At 74.7% G+C, this 21,695-nt stretch carries 21 protein-coding genes and 1 pseudogene; 6 read left to right on the top strand and 16 right to left on the bottom strand.

The genetic code is table 11. From position 1 onward, the window contains the following. Nucleotides 1-476 (top strand): annotated as a pseudogene (locus AB0K80_RS01135) (hypothetical protein); the annotation flags it as partial. Here AB0K80_RS01135 and AB0K80_RS01130 read toward each other — a convergent pair. From AB0K80_RS01130 to AB0K80_RS01100, 7 genes are all read right to left on the bottom strand, one after another. Further along, on the bottom strand, nucleotides 477-1,835 hold the full coding sequence (locus AB0K80_RS01130) for a diacylglycerol kinase family protein (protein ID WP_365664539.1): 1,359 nt from the start codon (nucleotides 1,833-1,835) through the stop codon (nucleotides 477-479). A 140-nt stretch (nucleotides 1,836-1,975) separates the two neighbouring features. Next, the gene (locus AB0K80_RS01125) at nucleotides 1,976-2,128 is read right to left on the bottom strand and encodes a hypothetical protein (protein ID WP_365664537.1); all 153 of its coding nucleotides are present in this window, start codon (nucleotides 2,126-2,128) and stop codon (nucleotides 1,976-1,978) included. Then, the gene (locus AB0K80_RS01120; protein WP_365664535.1) at nucleotides 2,125-2,994 is read right to left on the bottom strand and encodes a cytochrome c oxidase assembly protein; all 870 of its coding nucleotides are present in this window, start codon (nucleotides 2,992-2,994) and stop codon (nucleotides 2,125-2,127) included. Before AB0K80_RS01120 ends, AB0K80_RS01125 begins: the two co-directional genes overlap by 4 nt. Next, nucleotides 2,949-3,431, bottom strand: a complete 483-nt coding sequence (locus tag AB0K80_RS01115) for a DUF2243 domain-containing protein (RefSeq protein WP_365664534.1) — start codon at nucleotides 3,429-3,431, stop codon at nucleotides 2,949-2,951. The genes AB0K80_RS01120 and AB0K80_RS01115 overlap by 46 nt, the downstream gene beginning before the upstream one ends. Beyond that, the gene (locus AB0K80_RS01110) at nucleotides 3,428-3,997 is read right to left on the bottom strand and encodes a hemerythrin domain-containing protein (RefSeq protein ID WP_365664532.1); all 570 of its coding nucleotides are present in this window, start codon (nucleotides 3,995-3,997) and stop codon (nucleotides 3,428-3,430) included. The genes AB0K80_RS01115 and AB0K80_RS01110 overlap by 4 nt, the downstream gene beginning before the upstream one ends. 1 nt (nucleotide 3,998) lies before the next feature. After that, nucleotides 3,999-5,198 carry a hypothetical protein gene (locus AB0K80_RS01105; RefSeq protein ID WP_365664531.1) on the bottom strand — a complete coding sequence of 400 codons (1,200 nt, stop codon included), beginning with the start codon at nucleotides 5,196-5,198 and terminating at the stop codon, nucleotides 3,999-4,001. 103 nt (nucleotides 5,199-5,301) lie between these two features. Next, the gene (locus tag AB0K80_RS01100) at nucleotides 5,302-5,985 is read right to left on the bottom strand and encodes an ANTAR domain-containing protein (RefSeq protein WP_365664529.1); all 684 of its coding nucleotides are present in this window, start codon (nucleotides 5,983-5,985) and stop codon (nucleotides 5,302-5,304) included. 174 nt (nucleotides 5,986-6,159) lie between these two features. On the opposite strand from AB0K80_RS01100, the gene AB0K80_RS01095 reads away from it, so the two are divergent. Together AB0K80_RS01095 and AB0K80_RS01090 are read left to right on the top strand one after the other, a co-directional pair. Then, nucleotides 6,160-6,510 carry an STAS domain-containing protein gene (locus tag AB0K80_RS01095; RefSeq protein WP_365664527.1) on the top strand — a complete coding sequence of 117 codons (351 nt, stop codon included), beginning with the start codon at nucleotides 6,160-6,162 and terminating at the stop codon, nucleotides 6,508-6,510. Next, a complete protein-coding gene (locus tag AB0K80_RS01090) occupies nucleotides 6,507-7,457 on the top strand; it encodes a sensor histidine kinase (RefSeq protein ID WP_365664525.1) in 951 nt (316 codons plus the stop codon). Before AB0K80_RS01095 ends, AB0K80_RS01090 begins: the two co-directional genes overlap by 4 nt. 58 nt (nucleotides 7,458-7,515) lie before the next feature. Here the strand turns inward: AB0K80_RS01090 and AB0K80_RS01085 are convergent, their stop codons facing one another. The 3 genes from AB0K80_RS01085 to AB0K80_RS01075 form a co-directional block, all read right to left on the bottom strand. Next, nucleotides 7,516-8,553: a rod shape-determining protein gene (locus AB0K80_RS01085; protein ID WP_365664523.1), complete on the bottom strand. Its 1,038-nt coding sequence runs from the start codon at nucleotides 8,551-8,553 to the stop codon at nucleotides 7,516-7,518. Between the two features lie 165 nt (nucleotides 8,554-8,718). Then, complete coding sequence (locus AB0K80_RS01080; RefSeq protein ID WP_365664521.1) at nucleotides 8,719-10,170, bottom strand: acyl-CoA synthetase; 1,452 nt, start codon at nucleotides 10,168-10,170, stop codon at nucleotides 8,719-8,721. Between the two features lie 82 nt (nucleotides 10,171-10,252). Continuing rightward, nucleotides 10,253-11,311: a MerR family transcriptional regulator gene (locus AB0K80_RS01075; RefSeq protein ID WP_365664942.1), complete on the bottom strand. Its 1,059-nt coding sequence runs from the start codon at nucleotides 11,309-11,311 to the stop codon at nucleotides 10,253-10,255. Nucleotides 11,312-11,458: 147 nt separating this feature from the next. Here AB0K80_RS01075 and AB0K80_RS01070 point away from each other — a divergent pair, with 147 nt between their 5' ends. Beyond that, nucleotides 11,459-12,331 (top strand): hypothetical protein, encoded by an 873-nt coding sequence (locus AB0K80_RS01070; protein ID WP_365664519.1) that lies wholly within the window; start codon nucleotides 11,459-11,461, stop codon nucleotides 12,329-12,331. Between the two features lie 16 nt (nucleotides 12,332-12,347). Here AB0K80_RS01070 and AB0K80_RS01065 read toward each other — a convergent pair whose 3' ends face one another. Then, nucleotides 12,348-12,938, bottom strand: coding sequence for a hypothetical protein (locus AB0K80_RS01065; RefSeq protein WP_365664517.1), 591 nt, complete (start codon nucleotides 12,936-12,938; stop codon nucleotides 12,348-12,350). 104 nt (nucleotides 12,939-13,042) lie between these two features. Next, nucleotides 13,043-15,058, bottom strand: a complete 2,016-nt coding sequence (locus AB0K80_RS01060; RefSeq protein ID WP_365664940.1) for a TerD family protein — start codon at nucleotides 15,056-15,058, stop codon at nucleotides 13,043-13,045. 252 nt (nucleotides 15,059-15,310) lie between these two features. Between AB0K80_RS01060 and AB0K80_RS01055 the strand changes: the two genes are divergently transcribed. Then, the gene (locus AB0K80_RS01055; protein ID WP_365664515.1) at nucleotides 15,311-16,084 is read left to right on the top strand and encodes an IclR family transcriptional regulator; all 774 of its coding nucleotides are present in this window, start codon (nucleotides 15,311-15,313) and stop codon (nucleotides 16,082-16,084) included. Next, complete coding sequence (locus tag AB0K80_RS01050) at nucleotides 16,081-16,935, top strand: SMP-30/gluconolactonase/LRE family protein (RefSeq protein WP_365664514.1); 855 nt, start codon at nucleotides 16,081-16,083, stop codon at nucleotides 16,933-16,935. Before AB0K80_RS01055 ends, AB0K80_RS01050 begins: the two co-directional genes overlap by 4 nt. A gap of 148 nt (nucleotides 16,936-17,083) precedes the next feature. On the opposite strand, the gene AB0K80_RS01045 is transcribed toward AB0K80_RS01050, so the two are convergent. The 4 genes from AB0K80_RS01045 to AB0K80_RS01030 are packed head-to-tail and all read right to left on the bottom strand — an operon-like array spanning nucleotide 17,084 to nucleotide 21,441. Then, nucleotides 17,084-18,481: an FAD-dependent monooxygenase gene (locus tag AB0K80_RS01045; protein ID WP_365664513.1), complete on the bottom strand. Its 1,398-nt coding sequence runs from the start codon at nucleotides 18,479-18,481 to the stop codon at nucleotides 17,084-17,086. Between the two features lie 50 nt (nucleotides 18,482-18,531). Beyond that, nucleotides 18,532-19,707, bottom strand: a complete 1,176-nt coding sequence (locus tag AB0K80_RS01040) for an MAB_1171c family putative transporter (protein ID WP_365664511.1) — start codon at nucleotides 19,705-19,707, stop codon at nucleotides 18,532-18,534. Nucleotides 19,708-19,738: 31 nt separating this feature from the next. Next, nucleotides 19,739-20,932 carry an MAB_1171c family putative transporter gene (locus AB0K80_RS01035; protein WP_365664509.1) on the bottom strand — a complete coding sequence of 398 codons (1,194 nt, stop codon included), beginning with the start codon at nucleotides 20,930-20,932 and terminating at the stop codon, nucleotides 19,739-19,741. Next, complete coding sequence (locus tag AB0K80_RS01030; RefSeq protein WP_365664507.1) at nucleotides 20,929-21,441, bottom strand: toxin; 513 nt, start codon at nucleotides 21,439-21,441, stop codon at nucleotides 20,929-20,931. Before AB0K80_RS01030 ends, AB0K80_RS01035 begins: the two co-directional genes overlap by 4 nt. Nucleotides 21,442-21,695 lie beyond the last annotated feature (254 nt).

Here is a 21,695-nt window from a genome sequence, read left to right as displayed (position 1 = left end):
TGACCGGCCTGTCCTCCGGTACCGGTCCGGGCGCGCGGCCGGCCGGGCGGGGCCGGGGCCGGCGGCGTTCCGTGCCGGTCGGGGTCATCGCCGCCGTCGTCCTGTTCCTGGCCGCCGCGCTGGCCGGCGCGGCGTGGTTCAGCCCCGACGACCCCGACCGTGAGGCCCCGCAGACCTCCCCGACCGGTCCGGGGGCCGCCACGAGCTCCGGTCCGGCCTCGCCGCGCCAGGTCCCGGCGACCGGACAGCCGGGCACCGCCGCGGCCACCGCCGGCGCAGCGGCCCCCGCGCCCGCCCCCGACGACGCAGGCACCCCGTCCGCCGGCTCCGTTCCCCCGCCCGCGGACACCGCCCCCGAGTCCGCCGGGCCCGCCCCCACGCCCTCCGGTTCCCTGCCGGCGGCCGAAGCGGGCCAGGAGCAGCCCGCGCGGGACGGGCAGGACGGACCGGAGGAGGACGACGAGCAGGACGAGTGATCACCAGGGGCGGTCCGCCCGGCGCCGGGGCGCGGCCGTACGGCCCACCGTCGCCGCCAGTTTGCGCAGCCGGCGCCAGTCCAGGCGCGGTGGGGGCGGGGTGACGCCCGGGCGGGTGCGGGGGACCCGGACGCGCAGGGCGCCCGGGGAGATCCGGCAGTGGACGGGGGTCGGCAGGACCAGGGCCTCGCCGTCGATGCCGGCCTCGATCTGCGGGCGGTCGGCTTCGATGACGACCTCACGGGCGGTCAGGATGCTCAGGCCGCCCGGCGCCGGGTCCAGCAGGAGGGCCGCGGCCTCGGCCGCGTTGTCGACCCGGACCCCGAGGACGCCGAGCGCGCCGGAGTCCAGGCGCTCGCGGCGGCCGAAACCGAAGGGGTCGCCGGTGCGGTAGGGGTTGTTGCTGACCAGCACGGCCTGCGGGTCGGTGAGGACCGCGTCCCCGGCGCGCGCGGTGAGCCGCGGGCCCTGCTGGCGGGTGAGCAGGTCGGGCAGCAGCTCCAGGCTGGTGCCGATCTTGTCACCGCGGTACGACGGGCTCTGCACGATGGCCGCGTACGCCCCGAACGAGGCGTTGTTGACGAACGGGTAGCCGCCCGCGAAGCCCAGGTCGACCCGGAGTTCCACGCCGTCGGTGAGGGCGTCGAGGCAGGCGGCGGGGTCGTCGCGGTCCAGGCCGAGGTCCATCGCGAAGTGGTTGCGGGTGCCGGCGCTGATCACCAGGAACGGGATGCCGTGCTCGGCGGCGACGGCCGCGACCAGCGCCTGGGTGCCGTCTCCCCCGGCCACGCCCAGCAGGTCCGCGCCGTCCGCGACCGCCGCGCGGGCCAGGGCGGCGACGTCCTGCGGGTGGTCGGGGTCGAGCAGGACGACCTGGGCACCGAGCTGCTCGGCGCGCTCCTTCAGGGCGAACCGGGTCACCTTTCCGCCGCCCGAGCGGGGGTTCATGATCAGGAAGGGCCGCCGTGGGGGCGGCGTGCGGCGTTCACGGACCAGGACGCGGTGGCCGCCCGTGCCGCGCAGGGCGTACCGGCCGCTCCACACCGCCACCGACCACAGCGCGACCGACAGCAGCAGCGCCCAGAACAGCGTGGCGGCGAACAGGGCGACGACCGCGGCCGGTACGGCCACCGCGAGCGCGGCCGCCGCCCACCGTTGCGGGCCGCGCAGGGTCAGCGTCCACCACACCGCCGCCGCGCTCAGCCCCAGCCCGGCCGCCCCGGCCACCAGCAGCAGCACCCCGCCGATGCCGCCGTACGCCAGGGGAACGAGCACCGCGAGCGCGGCGGCGGCCAGCGCCGTCCGCGCCGCCCACCGCTGCCTGCGGTAGGCCTCCCTGTCCAGCAAGTCCACGGCCATGTGTCCTCCCGTCGCCCGCGGTCATCGTAGGGGCCGGGGGGCGACGGACGGCGGGGGGACGGGCGGGGAGGGGCGGGGGAGCGGGACGACAGGGCCGGCAGACGCCGGCAGACGCCGGCAGACAAGGACGGGCCGGGCGGCTAACCGCCCTGCTGATCGGCGTCCTCGGCCGTGTCGTCGCGGTCGCCCTCCGCCTGGGAGGGTGTCGGGTACGGCGGGGCGGGGTGGTCGGCCGTGTTCTGCGGGTCTTCCTCGCGGTCGCCCTCGGCCTGCGACGGGGTCTGGTCGCTCATCGTGCTGCCTCCTGCTGTCGGGGACCGGTCGGTCCGCACCCGGGTACCCCCTCGTGCGCCGGGGCACCGCGGGCGGGCCGGGGCGTCGCCCGCCGGGCGAGGCGGCGCCCACGCGCCCGGTACCACTGGGCGGCCACCACCAGGGCCAGGGCGATCTCGGCGGCGTCCCCGCCGTAGTACATGAGCTGGGAGGCGAGGTGCAGGTCGCCCGGTGCGTACCGCAGGCCGGGCGGGCCCGTCGCCCACAGGCTCTTCGCCAGCACCGCGTGCGCCGCGGCCGCGGCCAGCAGGGTGCCCGCCCGCAGCGCCAGGCCCGGGCGCCGGCGCACCGGGTCGAGGGCCAGCAGGGAGAAGGTGAACAGCGTCCCGGAGGCAAAGAGGTGCGCGTACAGCAGCGGGCTGTGGTGCACGGCGGGCGGCAGGGGAGCGCGGTACAGCAGCCACAGACCGCCGATGTCGAGGGTCGCGGCGATGGGCGGGAGGACCAGGGCGGCGGCGGGCCGGGACCGGGCCAGCGCCAGCAGGGCGCGGCGGCCCGGCACTGGCAGGGCGCGCAGGGCCAGGGTGACCGGCCGGGCGAGGACCACCGGCAGCGGGGCCGCCATGCCGGCCGTCAGATGGGCGGCCGTGTGCGCGGTGAACGGGGGCAGCCACGCCCCCCACGGCACGGCGTACGCGGCAACCAGCAGCCCGCCACCCGCCCAGAACGCCGCCTGTCGCCCCCACGGCCAGCGGTCGCCGCGCCGCCGCAGCCGCGCGGCGGCCGCCGTGTAGAGCAGGCCGCCCAGCAGGACCGGGACGAGGAGGGCGGGCGGTGCCGTCATCGGCCCGTCGGCGCGGTCCGCCCGGCCCGGCGCCACAGCCACAGGCCCGCCACCACGAACAGCACGGCGATCACGTTCCACGCCCAGTCGTACGGCGCCGGATCGACGTGGTAGCGGATCTGGTGCAGGCGCAGCAGCTTGTGCTGGACCGTGCCGTCGTACAGCTGGAAACCGCCGATGCCGAGGCAGACGCCCGACCACCAGGCCGGGCGCAGCGGCCCGTTCCCGCGCCGCAGGTCGGCGTAGAGGAACAGGCCCGCCACGATCGCCAGCCAGCCGCCGGCGTGGAACAGGCCGTCGGAGACCAGTCCCACGTCCGGCGTGGACCTGTCGTAGAAGTGGTGCCAGTGCAGGAGCTGGTGGAAGACGGTCTCGTCCACGAACGCGGCGATCCCGACCCCCGTCAGCGCCCCGCCGGCCAGCGACCTGCCCCGGACCCGTCCCGGCGCAGGGTCCGGGGGCGCGGGACGTCCGGTCATCCGTCCTTGCCCAGCGCCTTGCGGACGGCGTCCCGGGTGCGGTCCACGACCGCCGCCAGCGGGCCGAGCGCCAGGTTCTTCGCCGCGGACTCGGTGCCCGGGTGCGGATGGGTCGGGGCCACGGCCTCGGCGGCCTTCAGCGCCGACGCCATGGCCGCGAGCCGGCCCGGGTCGGCGGTACGGCGGATGTGGAGGAACTCGTAGCGCTCCTCGGCGCGGGCGTGGGCCATCACGTCCAGCCGCAGTGCCAGCAGCCCGGGCAGGAACTTCGGGTCGTCGGGGTCCATGCCGTCCAGGCGGGACAGGGCCTCCTTCGCCTCCCGCTCCTCCGCCAGACGGGCCTCCACCACCTTCTCGCCGTCCGCCACCGCGGCGCGGGTGAAGGGGCGGATCACCTCCTCCTCGGCCGTCTCGTGCACGGCCAGCAGCTGCACCAGACGCCGGAAGGCGGCACGCCGCTCGTCCCCGGAAGTCCTCTCGACCTCGTCGAAGAGGTTGCGGATGTCGCCGTGCTGGCGCATGAGCAGGGCTACGACGTCGGCGTCCGACGCGGGGATCGCGGCCATGTCACTTCTCCCTGGACGCCACGTCGGGGTGCGGACCCTCGGTCTCCACGCGGTACTCGCGGCCGAACATCTCCCGGTGCTGGGCCATCACCCGTTCGCTGGGCGGTTCCTCACCGCCGTGGATCTGCTCCTGCATCCGCTCGAACCGCTCGTGGGCGTCGCGTACGTAGCCCGTGCCGAGGGTCGTCAGATCCATCTGGGTGTCCAGCAGGCCGCGGACGAACTGCTTGTTCTCCTCGAAGGTCAGGACGTTCGGCAGCTCCGGAGCGAGGATCTCCTGCGGCTCGCGGCCGTCGTGACGGCGCATCAGATCGCAGGCGATGCGCAGGTGTTCGAGCTCCATGTTCAGGTGCAGCTCCCAGATGGCGCGCACCTTCGCATCGGGCTCCTGCTCCATGAAGGAGTGGTAGAGGTAGCACTCGTTGTACTCGTGGTGGACGAGCTGCTCCCACCACGTCTCGCCCGGGTCGACCAGCGACTCGTAGTGCGTGACGTGCTCCTCCTCGATGAGCCCGATCTCCTGGTAGAGCTGCCGGGCGATCGGCTCCATGTACTGGGGGCCGACGTTCATGTAGAAGTTCATGGTCTGCTGCTCCGCCGACATGATGGTCAGCGCGTGCAGCTTGGACAGCGGGCTGGTGGTGCTCCGGTCGTACGGCTCGCGCACGTTGTCGTGCGGGTGCCGGTGGTGGAACTTGGTCGGCCGGCCCGGCATGACCTCGGTGAGGCCGTCGACGATCGACTCCGCCTTGCGGTGCTCGATCATCTCATACAGGTTGGCGTACCGGTACAGGTGGTCGAAGTCCTCCAGGACCCCGAACTCGTACGCCTGCCTCAGGTACGGGTCCGGCTCGTGCCGGGCCACCCAGCCGGTGAGGTCCACCGCGACCTGCTCGTAGGCGATGGTCGTCTCCAGAACCGAGGCCAGACCCGGCAGCAGCCAGTTGACGGCCTTCTGCTGCTGGTGCTCGACGTACCGGACCTCCGCGAGCTGCCGTTTGACATCGGGGTCGGGGCAGCGGCGGGCGAACTGGTGGCTGAAGAGGATCGCCTCGACCTCGATGCCGTTCATCGTGATGATCCGGCAGCGGGTGTACGGGTCGGCGTGGTCGGGGTCGATCGGCTCGACGTCCAGCTCCCGCCAGCTGCGCAGCTGACGGTCGAGAGGGATGCCTTGGTGCTCTAGAGGGTTGAAGCCCATGGGGGGTCTCCTCGGCTGACGGCCGGAGCGGGCCGCCGCCGGGTACCCGCCACGGGTCCGGCACAAACGGGGACGGGCCGTGGCGGTCGGCGCACGTCGGGCCTCAGGGGCGTAGCCGGCGGAGCGCGCGGCGCAGGGCGGCGCGCAGCTCACCCGGCAGCGGCGGGCCGCCGGGCTTGGTGCCGGCGGTGAGCGCCGCCGCCACGGTGCGCAGCTTGGTGTTGGAGAGCTGGGAGGTCTCCCGGAGGATGTGCCAGGCCTCCTCGGACGTACAGCCGTGGGTCGCCATGAGGATGCCGCGCGCCTGGTCGATGACCGGGCGGGAGGCGATGGCGTGGCGGAGCTGCTCGACCTCCTCCTGCAGCACGTGCAGCCGCTCCGCGCGTTCCAGGGCCACCGCCGAGACGGTCCGCACGGCCGGCGCGCCCGAGGGGTGGGGCGTGGTGCGCAGCGGGTCGGTGGTGTCCAGCCCGGCCAGCTCCAGGATGCGGCGCGGCTGGCCGTTCCAGTTGGTGGCCGTCACCTGCGCCGAGCGGCGGCGGCCGAAGTCGCCGAGGACGTCCAGGAACTGGATGCCGGCCGTGTCCATGAAGTGCACCCCGCCCATGTCCAGGTCCACCCGGTGGGTGGTGGCGGGTAGCCCGGCCAGCGTCTCGGCCAGGGTGTCCGCGCAGCCGTGGACGAGCTCGCCCCGGGCGGTGAGCCGGGCTCGGTCCTCGTCCACGCGGCCGTCGATGACCAGGGTGTCCAGCCTTCCTGTGAGGTGGGGGGGTGCCGCGGAGGTCATGTCACCGCCTTGTCGGTCCTTGTGGGTCCTTGTCGCAATGCTCACAGTCGTGGAGATGAGATGCGCCTGCCCGCCGTACGGCGCGGTACACACCCCCTTTCACGCATGGGCCGCTCCGGGCCGGGTACATGCGCTGTGGTTCGAAAGTGCGGGAGACGGGCGTGGGAGTCAGGCGTGGATACTCAGCACCAGGTGGCGCCGGGATCCTTCCCTGCGGTGCACCTGACGGTGTCCCCGCTGTCCGGGCGCAGCGGCGTCCGCGCGGCGGGGGAGGTGGGTCTGACGACACGCACGGAATGGGAACGCGTGCTGGAGAAGGCGGTGCGCGAGGGTGAGGACGTGTACTACCTGGAGCTGTCCGACGTGACGTTCGTCGACGTGGCGGGCGCCGGCGCGCTCGTCGCCGCCGCCGAACGGCTGCGGGACGGACGGCGCTTGGTGCTGCACCGGCCGCCACCCGCGCTGCGACGGGTGCTGGAGCTGTTCTGGCCCGACCTTCCGGCAATCGAGGTGTCGATGTCATGAGTGCCGTGGCCGAACCCTTCGGCTCTGTCGAGCCGTTCGTGCACCCCGCCCTGTTCTACCGCGACGAGGGCGAGTACCTCGACGGCACCGTCTCCTTCGTGCGCGACGGGCTGGAGGCCGGCGACCCGGTGGCGGTCGCGGTGCCCGGGAAGAACCTCGCGCTGATCCGGGACGCGCTGGGCGAGGACGCCGGCGCCGTGCGGATGCTGGACATGCGGGAGGCCGGGCGCAACCCCGGCCGGATCATCCCCGGGGTGCTGCGGGCCTTCGCCGACGCCCAGCCGGAGGGCCGGCGGGTACGGATCATCGGCGAGCCGATCTGGGCCGGCCGCTCCGACACCGAGTACCCGGCCTGTGCCCAGCACGAGGCGCTGATCAACGCGGCCTTCCGGGGCCGTACGGCGACCATCCTGTGTCCCTACGACGCCCGGGGCCTGCCCGAGCAGGTGCTCGCCGACGCGTACGCCACCCACCCCGTGGTCATTCCCACCGGCTCCCGGGCGGGACAGGCCAGCGGCGCCTACGCCCCGGACGACGTCGTGGCCCGCTACAACGAGCCCCTCACGCCCGTCGCGGACGCCCTGGTGTTCCCCTTCGACTCCGACAGCCTCTCCCACGCCCGGCACGTCGCCACCGGCGAGGGCGCGCGGCTCGGGCTCGCGGGCGTCAAGCTGGAGGACCTGGCGATCGCCGCGGCGGAGCTGACCACCAACAGCGTGGTGCACGGCGGGGGCACCGGGACGCTGCGGGTGTGGGCCGAGGACGGGTACGTGGTGTGCGAGGTCCGCGACCGGGGCCGGCTCGCGGACCCCCTGGCCGGCCGCCGCCCCGCCCCCCGCGACCAGCGCGGCGGACGCGGACTGCTGCTGGTCAACCTCGTCGCCGACCTGGTCCGCCTGCACACCGGTGCCGACGGGACGACGGTGCGCTGCTGGTTCGCCTGCTGAGGCCTGTGCGCCCGGGGCGCCACCGCACGCCCGTACGGGGCGTCGTGAAGCCCTGCGGTCAGGGGGCCAGGGGGTCGAGGGCGATCGGTGTGATCTTGCCCTCCAGCATGTGGCCCAGACCCTGCACCGCGCACACGTCGGGGCGTTCGGCGATGTGCACCGGCATGCCCGTGGCCTGCCGCAGCATCTCGTCCAGGCCCGGCAGCAGGGCGCTGCCGCCGACCATCGTGATGCCGCGGTCGGCGAGGTCGGCGACCAGGTCGGGCGGGCAGCCCCGCAGCACCTTGCCGATGCCGTCGAGGACGGCGGTGAGCGGCGTCTGGATGGCGACCCGGACGGCGGCGGTGTCGATGCGCACGGAGCGGGCCAGGCCGGTGGCGACGTCCCGGCCGTGGACCTCCGTGGAGGCCGGACCGTGCGGGGTCAGGCCGTTGCCGGACAGGGCGAGCTGCAGCGGACGTACCGACTGGCTGGGCAGCATCAGCTCGTGCTCGTGCCGCAGGTGCTGCACGATCGCGTGGTCCACCGCCTCCCCGCCCACCGGGATCCGCTCGGCGGCCACGATCGACCCGAGCGAGAGCACGGCGACCTGCGTGGCCGCCGCCCCGCACACCATGATCATGGTGGCCTCGGCCCGCTCCACGGGCAGACCGCAGCCGACGGCGGCGGCGATCAGGGTGTCGACGAGTTCCACCCTGCGGGCCCCGAGCCCGACGAGTGTCTCGATGGCGGCACGCCGCGCCAGCGGGTCGGCGTCGTGCGGGGTGCAGGCGGCGGCCCGCAGGAACGGCTTGCGGCGCAGCGTGCGGCGCATCTTGTCGCCGAGCAGGTGCCGCAGCATGCGCTGCGCCATCTCGATGTCGACGACGGTACCGCCGGAGACCGGCCGGACCACCCGGATGTAGTCCGGGGTGCGGCCCGTCATCTTCTCCGCGAACTCGCCGACCGCGATCAGCGCGCCGGTACGCATGTTCACGGCGGCGGCGGACGGCTCGTCGACGACGAGCCCGGCACCCTTGACGTAGACACGGGTGCGGGCCGCTCCCAGGTCGACGGCGAAGTGGCAGCGGCGCAACTGCTCCAGGCTGGCGGTCACGGCGGATCCTCCCGAGTGCGCAGACCGTGAGGGCCGCGCCGGGCGGCGACCCTCCACTGGCATCGTGCGGGCGGCACGGCGGGGGCGCCTGCTCAAGGGGGCCGGGCGGGGTGCCGCTGTACGGGTGGATCGGGGGCGCTGCGGGCGGGGCGGCGACCGAACGTGTCAGCTCCGACCCAGCGCCCGTTTCATGATCTTGCCCAGGTCGTTGCGGGGCAGCGCGTCGAGGTGGTGCAGGACGCGCGGGCGCTTGTGCGGGGCGAGCCGCCGGGCGACATGGCCGGCCAGCTCCTCCAGCGCCGGCGGCGCCTGGGGATCGGCCGGCACGATCCACGCCACGATCCGCTCGCCGAGGTCGGCGTCCGGCTCCCCGGTGACGGCTGCCTCCCGCACCCCGGGGTGCTCCAGCAGGGCGTTCTCGATCTCACCCGCCCCGATCTTGTAGCCGCCGCTCTTGATCAGGTCCGTCGCCTTCCGGCCGACGATCCGGACGTACCCGTCGGGCTCGCGCACCGCCATGTCGCCGGTGCGGAACCAGCCGTCGTCCGTGAACGCGGCGGCCGTCGCGTCGGGCCGGTTCAGGTACTCGGTGAACAGGTTCGGCCCGCGCACCTGGATCTCGCCCACCGTCTCACCGTCGTCCGCCGTGACCGGCGACCCGTCCTCCTCCACCAGCCGCAGCTCCACCCCGGGCAGCGGCACCCCGACGGTGCCCGGCCGGGCCTCGCCGTCGGCCCGGACGCTGGTGTTCATCAGTGTCTCCGTCATGCCGTACCGCTCGATCACCCGCCGCCCGGTCGCCGCCGCGATCCGCTCGTGGTCGTGCAGGGGCAGCGCGGCCGACCCCGACACCAGCAGCCGCGCCCCGGTCAGCGCCTTGACCAGCTCCGGGTCGCCGGGCAGTGCCTCGGCGATCCGGTGGTACATCGTCGGCACGCCGAACAGCATGGTCGCGCCGCCGTTCAGCTCCCGCGCCACGCCTTCGGTACTGAACCGGCCCAGGTGCCGCACCGAGCCGCCGCGCCGCAGCGGGCCGAGCGTGCCCAGCACCAGGCCGTGCACATGGAACAGCGGCAGCGCGTGGACGAGGACGTCGTCGGCGGTCCACTGCCAGGCGTCGGCGAGCGCGTCCAGGGTCGCGGCGACGGCCCGGCGCGGGAGGACGGCACCCTTGGGCGGGCCGGTGGTGCCCGAGGTGTACACGATCAGCGCCGGATCGCCCTCGCCGGCGTGCTCCCCGGGCACGCTCCCGGGTCCGGTGCCGTGCACCTCGACGTCCACGCGCGGCAGGTCCCGTACGGGCGGGGGCAGTGCGGCACCCGGCGCCGCCAGGACGAGGTCCGGCGCGCTGTCGGACACGATGTGCCCGAGTTCCCGCTCGCCGGACCTGGGGTTCAGCGGTACGGCGGCCGCTCCAGCCAGCAGCGCCGCCACCACACCGACAGCGGTCTCCAGGTCCGGCGTCGCCCACACGGCGACCCGGCGGCCGCCCCGCAGCCGGCCGGCCAGGGCGCCGGCCGCCGCGCCGAGTTCCCCGTACGTCAGTGAGCGCGCGCCGAACCGCAGGGCGGGCCGGCCGGCCGGCCCGCCCGCCAGGGCCGGGAAGAGGGAGGACACGCGTGGCACTCCTTGTCTGTCGCTGCCGCGCGACTGTTCCGCACGGGAGGTCTTGCCACGAGTCCTACCCGAACCGGCCCGGTCAGGCGCCCCTGTCCACCACATCGGCCACCACGCAGCTGACGTTGTCCGGGCCGCCGGCCTCGTTCGCCGCGGCGACCAGGGCGTGGACCGCCTGGTCGGGGGCCGGGTGCGAGGCGAGCAGGGCGTGGACGCGGTCGTCGGGGACGACGGCCGGCAGCCCGTCGGAGCACAGCAGGTACCGGTCGCCGGGGCGGGGCTCGTGCAGGCACAGGTCGGGGAAGGCGTCCGGCCCGCCGCCGGTCAGGGCCTTGAGCAGGAGGGTGCGCTGGGGGTGGGTCGCGGCCTCCTCCGGGGTGAGGCGGCCCTCGTCGACCATCGACTGGACGAGCGTGTGGTCGTGGGTGATGCGGGAGAGCCGCCCGTCGCGCAGCAGGTAGGCGCGGGAGTCGCCGATGTGCGCCAGAGCCAGCCGTGAGCCCGTCCACACCAGGGCCGTCAGGGTCGTGCCGGCCTCCTCGGTGCCCTCCGCCACGTCCCGGACGGCCTCGGCGGCGCCGCGCACCGCGTCGTCCAGGAGGTCGAGGACACCGCCCGCCGGGATGTCCGCCGTGTCCAGGAAGCGCAGGGCCTCCACCGCGGCGCCGCTGGCCGGGGCACCCGCCGGGCCGAAGCCGTCGGCGACGGCCAGCAGCCGGGTGCCCGCGTACGCGGTGTCCTGGTTGGCGGGGCGGACGTGCCCGGGGTCGGAGTGGGCGAAGTAGCGCAGTTCCAGCATGGCGGGGTCCTTTCCCGGTTCTGCCGACAGGTGGTCGATGAGGAACGCGGCGAGGTCCCGCCGCATCGCCGTCTGAGCCTCGACCCGTGCCCAGTGGGCGCGGATCTCGCGGGCGGCGTCGGCGGGCTCCAGGGCGCACACGTGCCGGATGCCGGCCAGCGGCATGCCGAGCCGCCGCAGCCAGGCCACCAGCCGGGCCCGCTCCAGCTGCTCGGCCGCGTAGTACCGGTAGCCCGTGTCCGGGTCCACCCGGGCGGGCCGCAGCAGGTCCAGTTCGTCGTACAGCCGCAGGGCCTTCGGCGAGAGGCGGGACGCCCTGGCGAAGGCGCCGATCGTCAGCATGGGTCCGTGCACCTCGCACGCTCCTTCCGGTTCCCGCCCCCGATGCTGGGGCTTCACCGAAGGGGAAGGTCAATTCGGTTGCCCCGGTTGCGCGGGGTGCGCTTGGCTTGCCGGTCGGTCAGCCGTCCGTCACCGAGGGAGCCCACCGTGCCCCGTATCGCACTCGTCACCTACGACCCCGGGGCCGAGCCCACCCTGGACAGCGACCTGGCGGTCCTGGTGGACGCCCTGCGGGAGGCCGGTGCCGAGGCCGTCGCCGTGCCCTGGGACGACCCCGCCGTGGACTGGGGCGCCTTCGACCTGGCCGTCATCCGGTCCACCTGGGACTACCACTGGCGGGCGGCTCAGTTCGCGGCGTGGGTGGAGCGGTGCGGGAAGCTGACCCGGCTGGCCAATCCGCCGGAGGTCGTGCGGTGGAACACCGACAAGCGCTACCTCGGCGACCTCGCGGCGGCCGGCGTGCCCACCGTCCCCACCCGCTACACGGCCCCGGGCGAGCCCGCCGACCTGCCCCGCGACCACGAGTACGTCATCAAGCCCACCTCCGGCGCGGGCGCCCGCTACGCCGCCCGCTACACCCCCGACCAGCACGACACCGCAACGGAGCACCTCCGGCGTCTGCACGCCGAGGGGTTCACGGCCATGATCCAGCCGTATGTGCGGAGTGTCGACACCGCCGGCGAGCGGCCGCTGCTCTTCATCGGCGGGCGGTTCCTGCACGCCAGCCGCAAGGGCGCGGTGCTGACGCCGGGCACGGCGTACGACGCCGACAAGGTGCCCCACCCGGACCTGGAGCCGTGGACCCCGACCCCGGCCGAACTCGCCGTCGCCGAGCGGGCGCTGGCCGCCGTGCCGGGGGCGCCGGAGCTGCTGTACGCGCGCGTGGACCTGGTGGACGGGCAGGACGGGGAGCCGTGCGTGATGGAACTGGAGCTCGTGGAGCCGCACTTCTTCCTGTTCCTGCATCCCGGGTCGGTGGGACCGGTCGTGGAGGGCATCCTGGCGGCGGCCACCCGCTGATCCGTGTGCGCGGCGGCTACCCGTCGATGCGCGTGCGCTGGAGCAGCCCCCACGTGAACTCCGCCACCACCTCGTGCCGCGCCCCCCGCCGGTCCGGGGCCGTGAAGGCCAGACCCCAGCGCGTGGGGGCGGAGCCCTGCAGGGGCCGGGCGGGGGAGAACGCACGGGCCGCCTCGTCGATCGTGCAGGACCAGGGGGTGAGGTCCTCCAGGGTGCCCAGTGACGGACCGGGGGCATCGGGGGCGCGGACCAGCCACTCGTTCCACACCGCGTGGTGCGGGCCGGTGACGACCTCGAAGCGCAGGTCCGGCCAGAGCGGCAGGGGCCACTGCCAGGCCTCGCAGTCCAGGTCGCCGATGCGGCGCGGGGCGACCGACTCGGGCGCGCCGAGGACGGAGCGGTAGCGAGACAGGGCCGTACGGGCGCGTGGCGAGCGGACCATCGCCTGCCAGCGCTTGTTCGCCTCGCGCATCTCGGTGAGGGAGGCGCCGAGGGCGCGGCGGGCGTCCTCCACCAGGTCCGGGTTGTGGTCCGCCATGCGGCGCAGCAGGACCAGCTGGAAGTCGCGCGGGGTGAACGGGCCGGCGGGGGTTTTCGCGGCGGGCATGAGACCCATCGTCGCCGACCCGCGCACGACCCGGACGGCGACCGACCCGGAGGGCGCCGCCTCGCCGACACTTCCCTGGCCCGGGTGGAGACGCGCGGCGGCGCTCAGGAGGTCGCGGCCCGCCGGGGCGCCGGACGGTCGAGGTGGACCACCACCGTGGTGTGGAAGCGGTGCACCGCGTCGTCCACGCTGCGGATGAAGCCGGTCTCCGCGCTGCCGCGGCCGCTGCCCATGCCCTTGAAGAGGGACAGGCGGAAACCGGTGATGCGGGTCGCGGGGTCCTTGGGCAGCAGGTCCCCCGGTTCCGGCCGCAGCCGCTCCAGCGTCCCGCGGGGGCCGCCCGTCTCGCCGTCCACCAGGGTTTCGATGTGGAGGTCCGCCGGTGCCTCGGCGAGGCGCCTGATCAGGCGCTTGGCCCAGGTCAGCGGGTATCCCTGCTCGGGCGCCGGGACCTCGATCGACGTCCGCAGCCTGCCCGTCCGCAGATCCGCGCCGATGGCGAGCAGGCCCGGTGCCTCCTCGATCCGCAGTTCCGCGTGCAGCCGCCCCTCCAGACACAGCTGGTCGGCCGACCGGGCGCGGCGGGCGGCGGGGTCGGTGCCGCGCCGGGCGCGCTGGACGGGCAGCACCTTCTGGCCGAGCTCACCGCCGAGTCTCAGGCACACCTGGCGGATGAGCCGCTCCCAGCTCTCCACCACCTCCAGGGTGCGCGGGTCGCCCTGGCAGAGGGTCTCGTCGTCGATGCCGTTGCGCACCGGGACCCAGGCCGAGCCCATGTTCTGGAAGCCGTGACAGCCGGAGTTGTCGTGCTGCAGGTAGTGCAGCAGCTCCTGGAGCAGCCAGGCGTGTGCCGCGTTCCCCACGCCCTCGTGACGGATCAGCATCTGCGCCTGGTGGGCTACTTCGGCCCACGACAGGTGCCGGAGGGCCACCTTGTGCTTGCGCCGCCCGTCGATCCTGACGTCGACGAGCGGACTGCCCTCCAGGGCTACGTCGTTGGAGAGCGTGATCACCGCCTCGTAGCCCCGTCGGGCGGCGATGTCCATGTAGGCCTGGACCTGTTCGGGCTTGAGGGCGTTGCCGTTGGTCTTCGTCTCGACCAGCGCCGTCCACAGCTTGCCGGCCCGCTCCACACGGATCACCCCGTCGGGGCGCCGGGGGGAGTCGCCGTGCGGGAGCGACACCTCGGTGAACGTCTCCATGCGGCCGGCCGGTGCCCCGAACGCGGCGGTGAGCCGCCTGCCGAACTCGGGCACCTGGGCCATCACCGACAACAGCACGGAGGTGGCCCGCGTCTCCCGGTCGCGGTCGCTCTTGAGCACCGACACGGGGAACAGCCTGGCCGCCCGCCACGACTCGTTCTCCGCCAGCGACTTCCCGGCGGTCCTGGGCAGCGTGACCTTCTTCTTGGCGGTACGGGGCCGGGCGGCCGTCTTCGGCGGCGCGAGCTCCTCCTCGACCGGGCGGCGCGGGGCCGGGACGGCGTCCAGCCCCGCCGGAGGAACTGCCGCTTCGACGGCGGCCGGGATCGCCGGGGCGGACCGGTCGTCAGCCGGGTCCGCCCGGTCGGCTTCGTCGTCCTCGATGTCGACCCCGAAGTCGGTCGCCAGGCCGGCCAGGCCGGTGGCGTACCCCTGCCCGACGGCGCGGAACTTCCACTCTTCGGCGCGCCGGTACAGCTCGCCGAAGATGATGGCGCTCACCGGGCCCGGGTCGTCGATGACGAACCGCAGCAGGTGCTCACCGGCCGCGTCGGACAACGTCAGCTTCAGGTCCTCCAGTTCGCCGAAGCGGGCCCCCTCGTACCGGCTCGCGGCCACGACGATCCGCTCCACGTCGGCGGGGACCGCTGTCAGGTCGAAGCCGATCCGGTCCTCGCTGCCGTCCGCCGTCGGCTCCTTGCCCAGCAGCTGCACGCTGCCGCCGGCCGCCACGGGGTTGTTGTAGAAGCAGAAGTCCCCGTCGCCGCGGACCTTGCCGCCTGCGTCCAGCAGCAGGACGGAGACGTCGGCGTCGCCCTCACCGGTCGGGCTGCCCCAGCCCAGGCTGACCAGCACGGAACCGACGTTGTCGCTCAGGGCTCCCAGAGCGGCGTTCGAGCCCTTGACCATGGTGTGCATGTAACCCCCCAGAACGCTCACCTGTGCGCAGGCTCCCACCCCAGCCGCATCAGGGTGCGGCACGTTGTGACGTGCCTCACGGCGAAGACAGTAGTTGCTGTCGTGGTCTCCACGTGCGGGTTCGCGCCGAAAGATGCCCCGGCGCGCAGGGCCATTGCCCCGGCAAACACGCTTGAGTAGCCTGTGTTCGTTATTCCGATCGGCTGTTGAAATCTCGAACGCAGCTGCAGACACCAAGGGAGGGGGCCGGTCGTGGGACGCCTCGTACCAGCCGTGACCCGGGCTCTCGACATTCTCGAGCTCTTCCTCGACGGGGACGGCACGCTCTCCGCCCCCGACATCGTGCGCAAGCTCCAGCTGCCGCGCACCACCGTGCACGAGCTGGTCACCACGCTCGCCGCCCGGAAGTACATCGTCCCCGTGCCCGGCCAGCCCGGACGCTACCGGCTCGGCGTCCGTCCGTACCAGCTGGGTGCCCGGTACGCCGAGCAGCTGGACCTCGCCGCCGAGGGACAGCAGGTGGCCCGGTCCGTCGCCGAGACCTGCGACGAGACGGTGCACGTGGCGATCCTGGAGGACACCGACGTCATCTACATCGCCAAGGTCGACTCCACGCACGCCGTGCGGATGGTGTCGGCCGCCGGGCGCCGGCTGCCCGCGCACTGCACCTCCGTGGGCAAGATGCTGCTGGCCTCCCTTCCCGAGCACGAGCTCGCCGCGCGCATCCCCGACGACGCCGAGCTGGTCGGGATGACGCCGAACAGCATCACCGACCCGGCCGCCCTGCGCGAGACCCTCGCCGAGATCCGGCAGCGGGGCATCGCCGTGGAGAGCCGCGAGTCCAACCCGGACGTCAGCTGTGTCGCCGCGCCGGTCCGGGACCGCACCGGGCAGGTCGTCGCGGCACTGTCCATCTCCGTACCCATGATCCGCTGGAGCGAGGAGCGCCTGGCCGAGCTGGAGCAGCTCGCCGTCAAGGGCGCGGCGGAGCTGTCCGAGCGGCTCGGTCACCGGAGCGTGGGATGAGCGCCGGGACGGCGTACGAGGTCGCGGTCCGGGCCGAGGCGGAGCTGGGCGAGGGGCCCACGTGGGACGCGGCGGCGGGCCGGCTGCTGTGGATCGACATCCTCGGCTCCCGGGTGCACACCTACGACCCGGCCACCGGCCGCCGGTCGGTCCGCAGGACGGAACAGCACGTCGGGGCGGTCAAGCCGCGTGCCGGCGGCGGGCTGGCGCTGAACCTGCGCGACGGCGTCGGTCTCCTCGACCCCGACGGCACCTTCCGCTGGCTGCACCGCGAGCCGGTCCCCGGCCGCCGCGCCAACGACGCCGCCGTCGCGCCCGACGGCGCGCTGTGGGCCGGCACCATGCGCTACGACGAGGCACCGGGCGGCGGCACGCTGTCCCGCGTCACCGGGGACGGCACGGTCGAGGTCGTCCTCGACGACGTGGCCGTCAGCAACGGCACCGGCTGGAGCCCGGACGGGCGGTTGATGTACTACATCGACTCCCCGACCCGGCGCGTGGACGTCTTCGACTACGCCGAGGGCCGGATCTCCGGCCGCCGGCCGTTCGCCGAGATCGAGGAGGGCGCCGGGTTCCCCGACGGCCTGACGGTCGACGCGGAGGGGTGCGTGTGGGTCGCGCTGTGGCAGGGCTCGGCGGTACGCCGCTACACGCCCGGCGGCGAACTGGACCGGGTGATCGAGCTGCCGGTGCCGCTGGTGACGGCCTGCGCGTTCGGAGGGCCGGACCTGACCGACCTGTACATCACGACGGCCCGGACCGGCCTGGCCTCGCCGCCCGCGCTGGCCGGCTCGCTGTTCGTGGTGCCGGGCGCGGGGAAGGGGCTGCCGCAGCCGCCGTTCGCGGGCTGACCGCCCCAGGACCGCGCGGCTGCGCCGAGCCGCCCCGGCGCCGACCCGGGCAGGCGCGCGGCTAACACCACCGGCCCGGACCGGCCTGGGCTGACCGCCGCAGGGCCGCGCGGCTGCGACCCGGGCAGGCCCGCGGCCAGCACCAAACTCACAGCCCCGTCCGGTCCAACTGCCTCAGTACCGCCCGCTCGCCGTCCGTCAGCGGTGCCTGCGCCAGCGGCGGCAACGGCGGCCCCGTCACCGCGCCGAGCACCGCCCCCGGGCGGAACAGCCGCGTCGGCCCGGTGCGCAGGCTCATCACGTCCCACAGGGCGGCGGCCGCACCGTACGAGCCCGTCGCCGCCTTCATCACGCGGCGCGTGTACGCCGTCACGAGCCGGTCGGCGGGCCCCGGCCGTCCACCGACCGTCCCGGGGAAGAGCACGTCCTGGCTGACCGCCATGGACCACGCCGCCTCCACCGACCGGGCCGCCCCGCGCTGCACCCGGCGCGCCAGGCCCGGCGCGTCGGGGCCGGTCCGCAGCACCTCCCGCGCCAGGACCCGCGCGCCCAGCGCGGCCACCGACATGCCCTGCCCGTAGGCCGGGTTGAAGGTGGCCAGCGCGTCGCCGAGCACCACGAAGCGCTCCGGCCACACCGGCGCCTTCTCCAGATAACGCCGCATGTTGCTGGTGGAGCGGCTGACGTGCACGTCGGTGAGCGGTTCGGCCCCGGAGATCAGCCGGCCCACGATGGGGTCCGGCAGGTCCAGCGTGTACCGGAGGAAACCCTCCGGGTCGGCCGGCGGCTCCCCGCCCCGGGTGCCGGCGAGGCTCACCATCCAGCGGCCGCCCTCGATCGGCAGGACCATGCCGCTGCGGCCGGGCCGGGACACGTACGGGTCGGCCTGCACGATCGCCAGCGGGAAGCGCTCGGCGCCGTCCGGCACACGGTAGACACGGGTCGCGTTGACCAGCCCGGCGTCGACCTTCCGCTGCCGGATGCCCGTGACCCCGAGCCCCTCGAGCCAGGTGACGACCCGGGACCCGCGCCCGCCGGCGTCCACGACGAAGTCGGCCTCCAGGTCCGTCTCGCCGCTGTCCGTCGCGACGCGGACGCCGCGCACCCGCTGCGCGGAGCCCAGCAGGGCCACCGCCCGGGCCTTGCGCACCTCGGCGCCCGTGTGGGCCACCACCGTGTCCCGTACGGTCCAGTCCAGCAGCGCGCGCGTACAGGTGAGCATGCGGGGACCGTCGCGGCGCCAGCGGCGCAGCCAGCCCTCGGGCGTGAGGGCCACCATGCCCGAGCTGAGGGATATCTCGTGCGCGCCCGCCGCGAGCAGGTGCTTGCGGACGCCCACGCCCGGGAGCAGGTCCTCCATCGCCGCGATCCCGCCCGCCATGAGCAGATGCGCGTGCCGGCCCTGCGGCAGACCCCTGCGGTGCTCCGGCCCGTCGGGGAGGTCGTCGCGGTCCAGCACGACGACCTCGTCCACCACGGGGGACAGGGCCGCCGCGGCCAGCATGCCGGCCAGGCCGGCACCGATGACGACAGCTCTACGCGACATGGGGCTCCTCGGGGTCAGTCATGGCTGCTGCCATGGGAGTTGGGCCACGGTCACTCTTGCGCGGCGTTCACCGTACCTTCACGAACGGCGGTGCCGGCACGGGCCCCGTGCAGCGCTTGCGCGAGCTCCACCAGGCCGCTGGTGCCGGAGACCTCGGTGGCGCGCAGGCGGTAGGTGCTGGGCCTGGCGGGGGGCTCCTCGCGGGCGGCGGCCCGGCGGGCGGCGTCGGTGAGCATGGCCGCCTCGGCGGCGAGGCGGGCCTCGTACGGGGTGCGGCCCGCGCGCAGGGCGGCCTCGCGGGCCTGCTCGCGGACCCGGTCGTCGAAGTACGGGGCCAGGGCGAGCAGCCCGTCGTGGATGCACACCTCCCGCCAGTGCAGCCGCGCCTGCGGCAGCTGCCACCAGGCGGCGGGCGGTTTGGGGGAGGCGGACACGGACCGCAGGAGCGACCACAGCGGGTCCAGCCGCCGGTAGTCGCCCAGCCCGCGCCAGTGGGCGACGGCCGGCGGCAGCAGGCGCGGCAGCACGAACCCGGCGGAACACAGCAGCGCGGCGAGCGCGGCCATGGGCGGGGCGACGGACGTGGACAGCACGTCGAGGTCGTGACCCGACCAACGCGCCGCCACCGCCGTGTACTTGGTCAGCTGAAAGCCCACCAGGTCCAGCAGCGCGCCGGCGAGGACCAGCCGCAGCCCGAGCCGCAGCAGGCCGGTGACCTCACGCCCCCACTTGACGCAGACCGCGCACATCGCCCCCGTCGCCGCGGTGTGCCCGAGCAGGTACAGCACGATCATCTCGCGCATGTACGGCGTGGTGGCGTAGTACGTGTCGAGGTCGGTGAGCCGCTCGGTGTCCGCGTCGGCGCGGGCGAACAGCACCACGATGGCGGCCACCAGCAGCCCGTAGGCGGCGATGCTGCGCAGCACCAGGCGCCGCACCCGCTCGCGCGGACCGCCGCGCCAGTTGATCAGCAGGACCAGCAGCGCGCAGCTGTACGCGGAGAGCATGCCGTAGGTCAGCGGGGCACCGAAGTTGGGGATGCCGGTGAGGGAGTTGACGGCGGCCAGGGTCAGCGGAGCGGAGCAGGCGAAGACGAGCGCGCCCAGGGCGACGGCCGCGCAGGTGGACAGGGCCAGCGGGTACCGGACGGTGGTGCGCCGGCCGGGCAGCAGCAGCAGGCAGGACAGCGCGGACACCCCCGCGGCCAGGTACACGACGACGCTCACGCCCGCCGGCTTCCGTGCTCGCGCGGCCCGTTCATACGGGGCCCGCCGTGGTGGTGGTGCCGCTTGGCACCCGGGCGGCGGCGAGCAGGACCCGGTCGGCCAGCGCGTCGGCGATGCGGACCAGGGCGTCCGGCCCGGGCACGCGCTCGGGCAGCCGGTCGGCCTCGCACAGCGGGGGCACGGCCCGGCCACAGTGGCCGGAGTCCGCCTCGTGCCGTACGGCCGCCGCGATCACCGCGGCCCACGCGGCGGCCTCGGCCAGCTCCGGGTCGCCCGTCTCCCGCAGCGCGGCCTGCCGGGTCCGGTCGTACCGGCTCCGGTCGAAGTAGGCGTCGAGGTGGCTGAGCGCGTTGTGGATGCTGGTCTGCCGCCACATCAGCCGGGTGGTGGGGGAGGCGAAGCGCGGCCGGGGCAGGCGCAGGCAGCGGCGGGTGAGCAGGTCGTCCAGCTCGCGCTCCAGGGGTTCCAGACGCCCGTACGTCCGCCGGGCCCGCCGCCACTGCGTCAGCCGGGGCGCCAGCAGCGGGAGCGTGACACCGCTGACCGTCATCACGGCGCCCAGCCCGGCGGCCGCCGGGGCGACGCCTGTGCCGAGCACCGACCAGTCGCGCCCGCACCAGCGGGCGACCACGGCGACGAGCTTGGCCACGCTGTACCCGGCGGCGCACAGCGACCCGAGGCCCAGCACGGTCACACCGAGCCGCAGCGGCCCCTGCACCCGGCGGGCCCAGCGCAGCGCCGAGACGGTGGTGACGCTCACCGCGGTCAGGTGCGCGACCAGGTACAGCACGATCATCTCGGCGATGAACGGTGTCCTCGCGTAGTAGGTGTCCAGGTCGGTGCGGCGCTCCACGGGCGCCTCACCGAGGGCGAACATGGTCCCGATGCCGACGGCGACACACGCGTAGGCGAGGATCCAGCGGCGGGCGGTGCGGTGCACGCGCGGCCCGCCCCGCCAGTAGACGATCAGGACCTGGGACGCGGCGCCGTAGGCGGTGATCGCCGCGTACGTCAGCGGCGCGGCCAGGTTCGGCAGCCCGGTCAGCTGGTTGATGGCGCCGACGGTCGGGGGCGCGCCCAGCAGGAAGCACAGACCCGCCAGGCCCAGCACCGCGCAGATCGCCCGCAGGTAGGGGTCGCCGCGGTGGCGCAGCAGGTCGGGGGCCTTCAGGACCAGGCCGAGCCAGAGCACACCCCAGCTGAGGTAGTTGATGACGCCGGTCATCTGCGCATCCCGCGGTAGTTGAGCGCGGCCCCGATACGTCCGGCCAGGTCCTGGGTGTCGTGGTCGCGGGCGGCGAACACCGAGTCCTCGCAGGCCTCCAGCCAGATGCGCAGCCGACGGCCCATCAGCATGCCGAAACGGTCCGCCTCCTGTTCCTCGGCGAGGCTGAAGTCGGAACGGGCCGCGACGAGCCGGGGCCGGACGCCCGCGGCGGCGTCACCGGCCCGGGCCTGGTCCTCCTGACGCTTCCTCATGTGCCACACCTCGTGGCAGAGGATCACGATCTGGTGCCACACCGCGGCCCGTTCGTCGATGACCACGTCGTCGTGGGTGTCGCGTTCCAGCCACAGTCCGCTGGCGGTGTGGGGCGGGAAGGCCGCCCGGTGGACGACGACCGGACGGCCCCGCCAGGCGCCGACCGACGCGACGAGCGCCTCGAACAGGACCTCGGGATCGGCCGGAACCGGCACCCGGATGGGGTCGATGAGGGCGTCAGCGAGGCGCCGCATCTCCTTCCTCGTACGCACCGTTCTCCCCCTGCTCCCGTGGGCGTAGCTCGGTCACTTGTGCACTATGCCAAGTCACCCTGCACCTAGCCACCCACGTGACCTCCACGACCGGCGGGGGCGGGCACCCCGGCCGTGCACGTCGGCCCTGCCGGGCGAGGGGGCGTCGGGGGTCCGCCCGGAGGGCGGGGGGACCTCGGCCGGGGCCGCGCGGGGCCCGGTACGCCGCAGCCCTCGCTGCTCCTGCCGGCCCGGCC

Source organism: Streptomyces sp. NPDC052682 (assembly GCF_040678435.1).
Classification (GTDB): Bacteria; Actinomycetota; Actinomycetes; order Streptomycetales; family Streptomycetaceae; genus Streptomyces.
Note: the sequence above shows the minus strand (reverse complement) of the source record. Positions and strands in the feature narration are given on the sequence as shown.

What these genes read in the sequence shown, in the direction of transcription:
- AB0K80_RS01030 (WP_365664507.1), bottom strand. Translation starts at nt 21,441, where the DNA reads ATGCGGCGCCTCGCTGACGCCCTCATCGACCCCATCCGGGTGCCGGTT.
- AB0K80_RS01075 (WP_365664942.1), bottom strand. Translation starts at nt 11,311, where the DNA reads ATGCTGACGATCGGCGCCTTCGCCAGGGCGTCCCGCCTCTCGCCGAAG.
- AB0K80_RS01050 (WP_365664514.1), top strand. Translation starts at nt 16,081, where the DNA reads ATGAGCGCCGGGACGGCGTACGAGGTCGCGGTCCGGGCCGAGGCGGAG.
- AB0K80_RS01090 (WP_365664525.1), top strand. Translation starts at nt 6,507, where the DNA reads ATGAGTGCCGTGGCCGAACCCTTCGGCTCTGTCGAGCCGTTCGTGCAC.
- AB0K80_RS01130 (WP_365664539.1), bottom strand. Translation starts at nt 1,835, where the DNA reads ATGGCCGTGGACTTGCTGGACAGGGAGGCCTACCGCAGGCAGCGGTGG.
- AB0K80_RS01125 (WP_365664537.1), bottom strand. Translation starts at nt 2,128, where the DNA reads ATGAGCGACCAGACCCCGTCGCAGGCCGAGGGCGACCGCGAGGAAGAC.
- AB0K80_RS01105 (WP_365664531.1), bottom strand. Translation starts at nt 5,198, where the DNA reads ATGGGCTTCAACCCTCTAGAGCACCAAGGCATCCCTCTCGACCGTCAG.
- AB0K80_RS01060 (WP_365664940.1), bottom strand. Translation starts at nt 15,058, where the DNA reads ATGCACACCATGGTCAAGGGCTCGAACGCCGCTCTGGGAGCCCTGAGC.
- AB0K80_RS01065 (WP_365664517.1), bottom strand. Translation starts at nt 12,938, where the DNA reads ATGCCCGCCGCGAAAACCCCCGCCGGCCCGTTCACCCCGCGCGACTTC.
- AB0K80_RS01110 (WP_365664532.1), bottom strand. Translation starts at nt 3,997, where the DNA reads ATGGCCGCGATCCCCGCGTCGGACGCCGACGTCGTAGCCCTGCTCATG.
- AB0K80_RS01035 (WP_365664509.1), bottom strand. Translation starts at nt 20,932, where the DNA reads ATGACCGGCGTCATCAACTACCTCAGCTGGGGTGTGCTCTGGCTCGGC.
- AB0K80_RS01100 (WP_365664529.1), bottom strand. Translation starts at nt 5,985, where the DNA reads ATGACCTCCGCGGCACCCCCCCACCTCACAGGAAGGCTGGACACCCTG.
- AB0K80_RS01115 (WP_365664534.1), bottom strand. Translation starts at nt 3,431, where the DNA reads ATGACCGGACGTCCCGCGCCCCCGGACCCTGCGCCGGGACGGGTCCGG.
- AB0K80_RS01045 (WP_365664513.1), bottom strand. Translation starts at nt 18,481, where the DNA reads ATGTCGCGTAGAGCTGTCGTCATCGGTGCCGGCCTGGCCGGCATGCTG.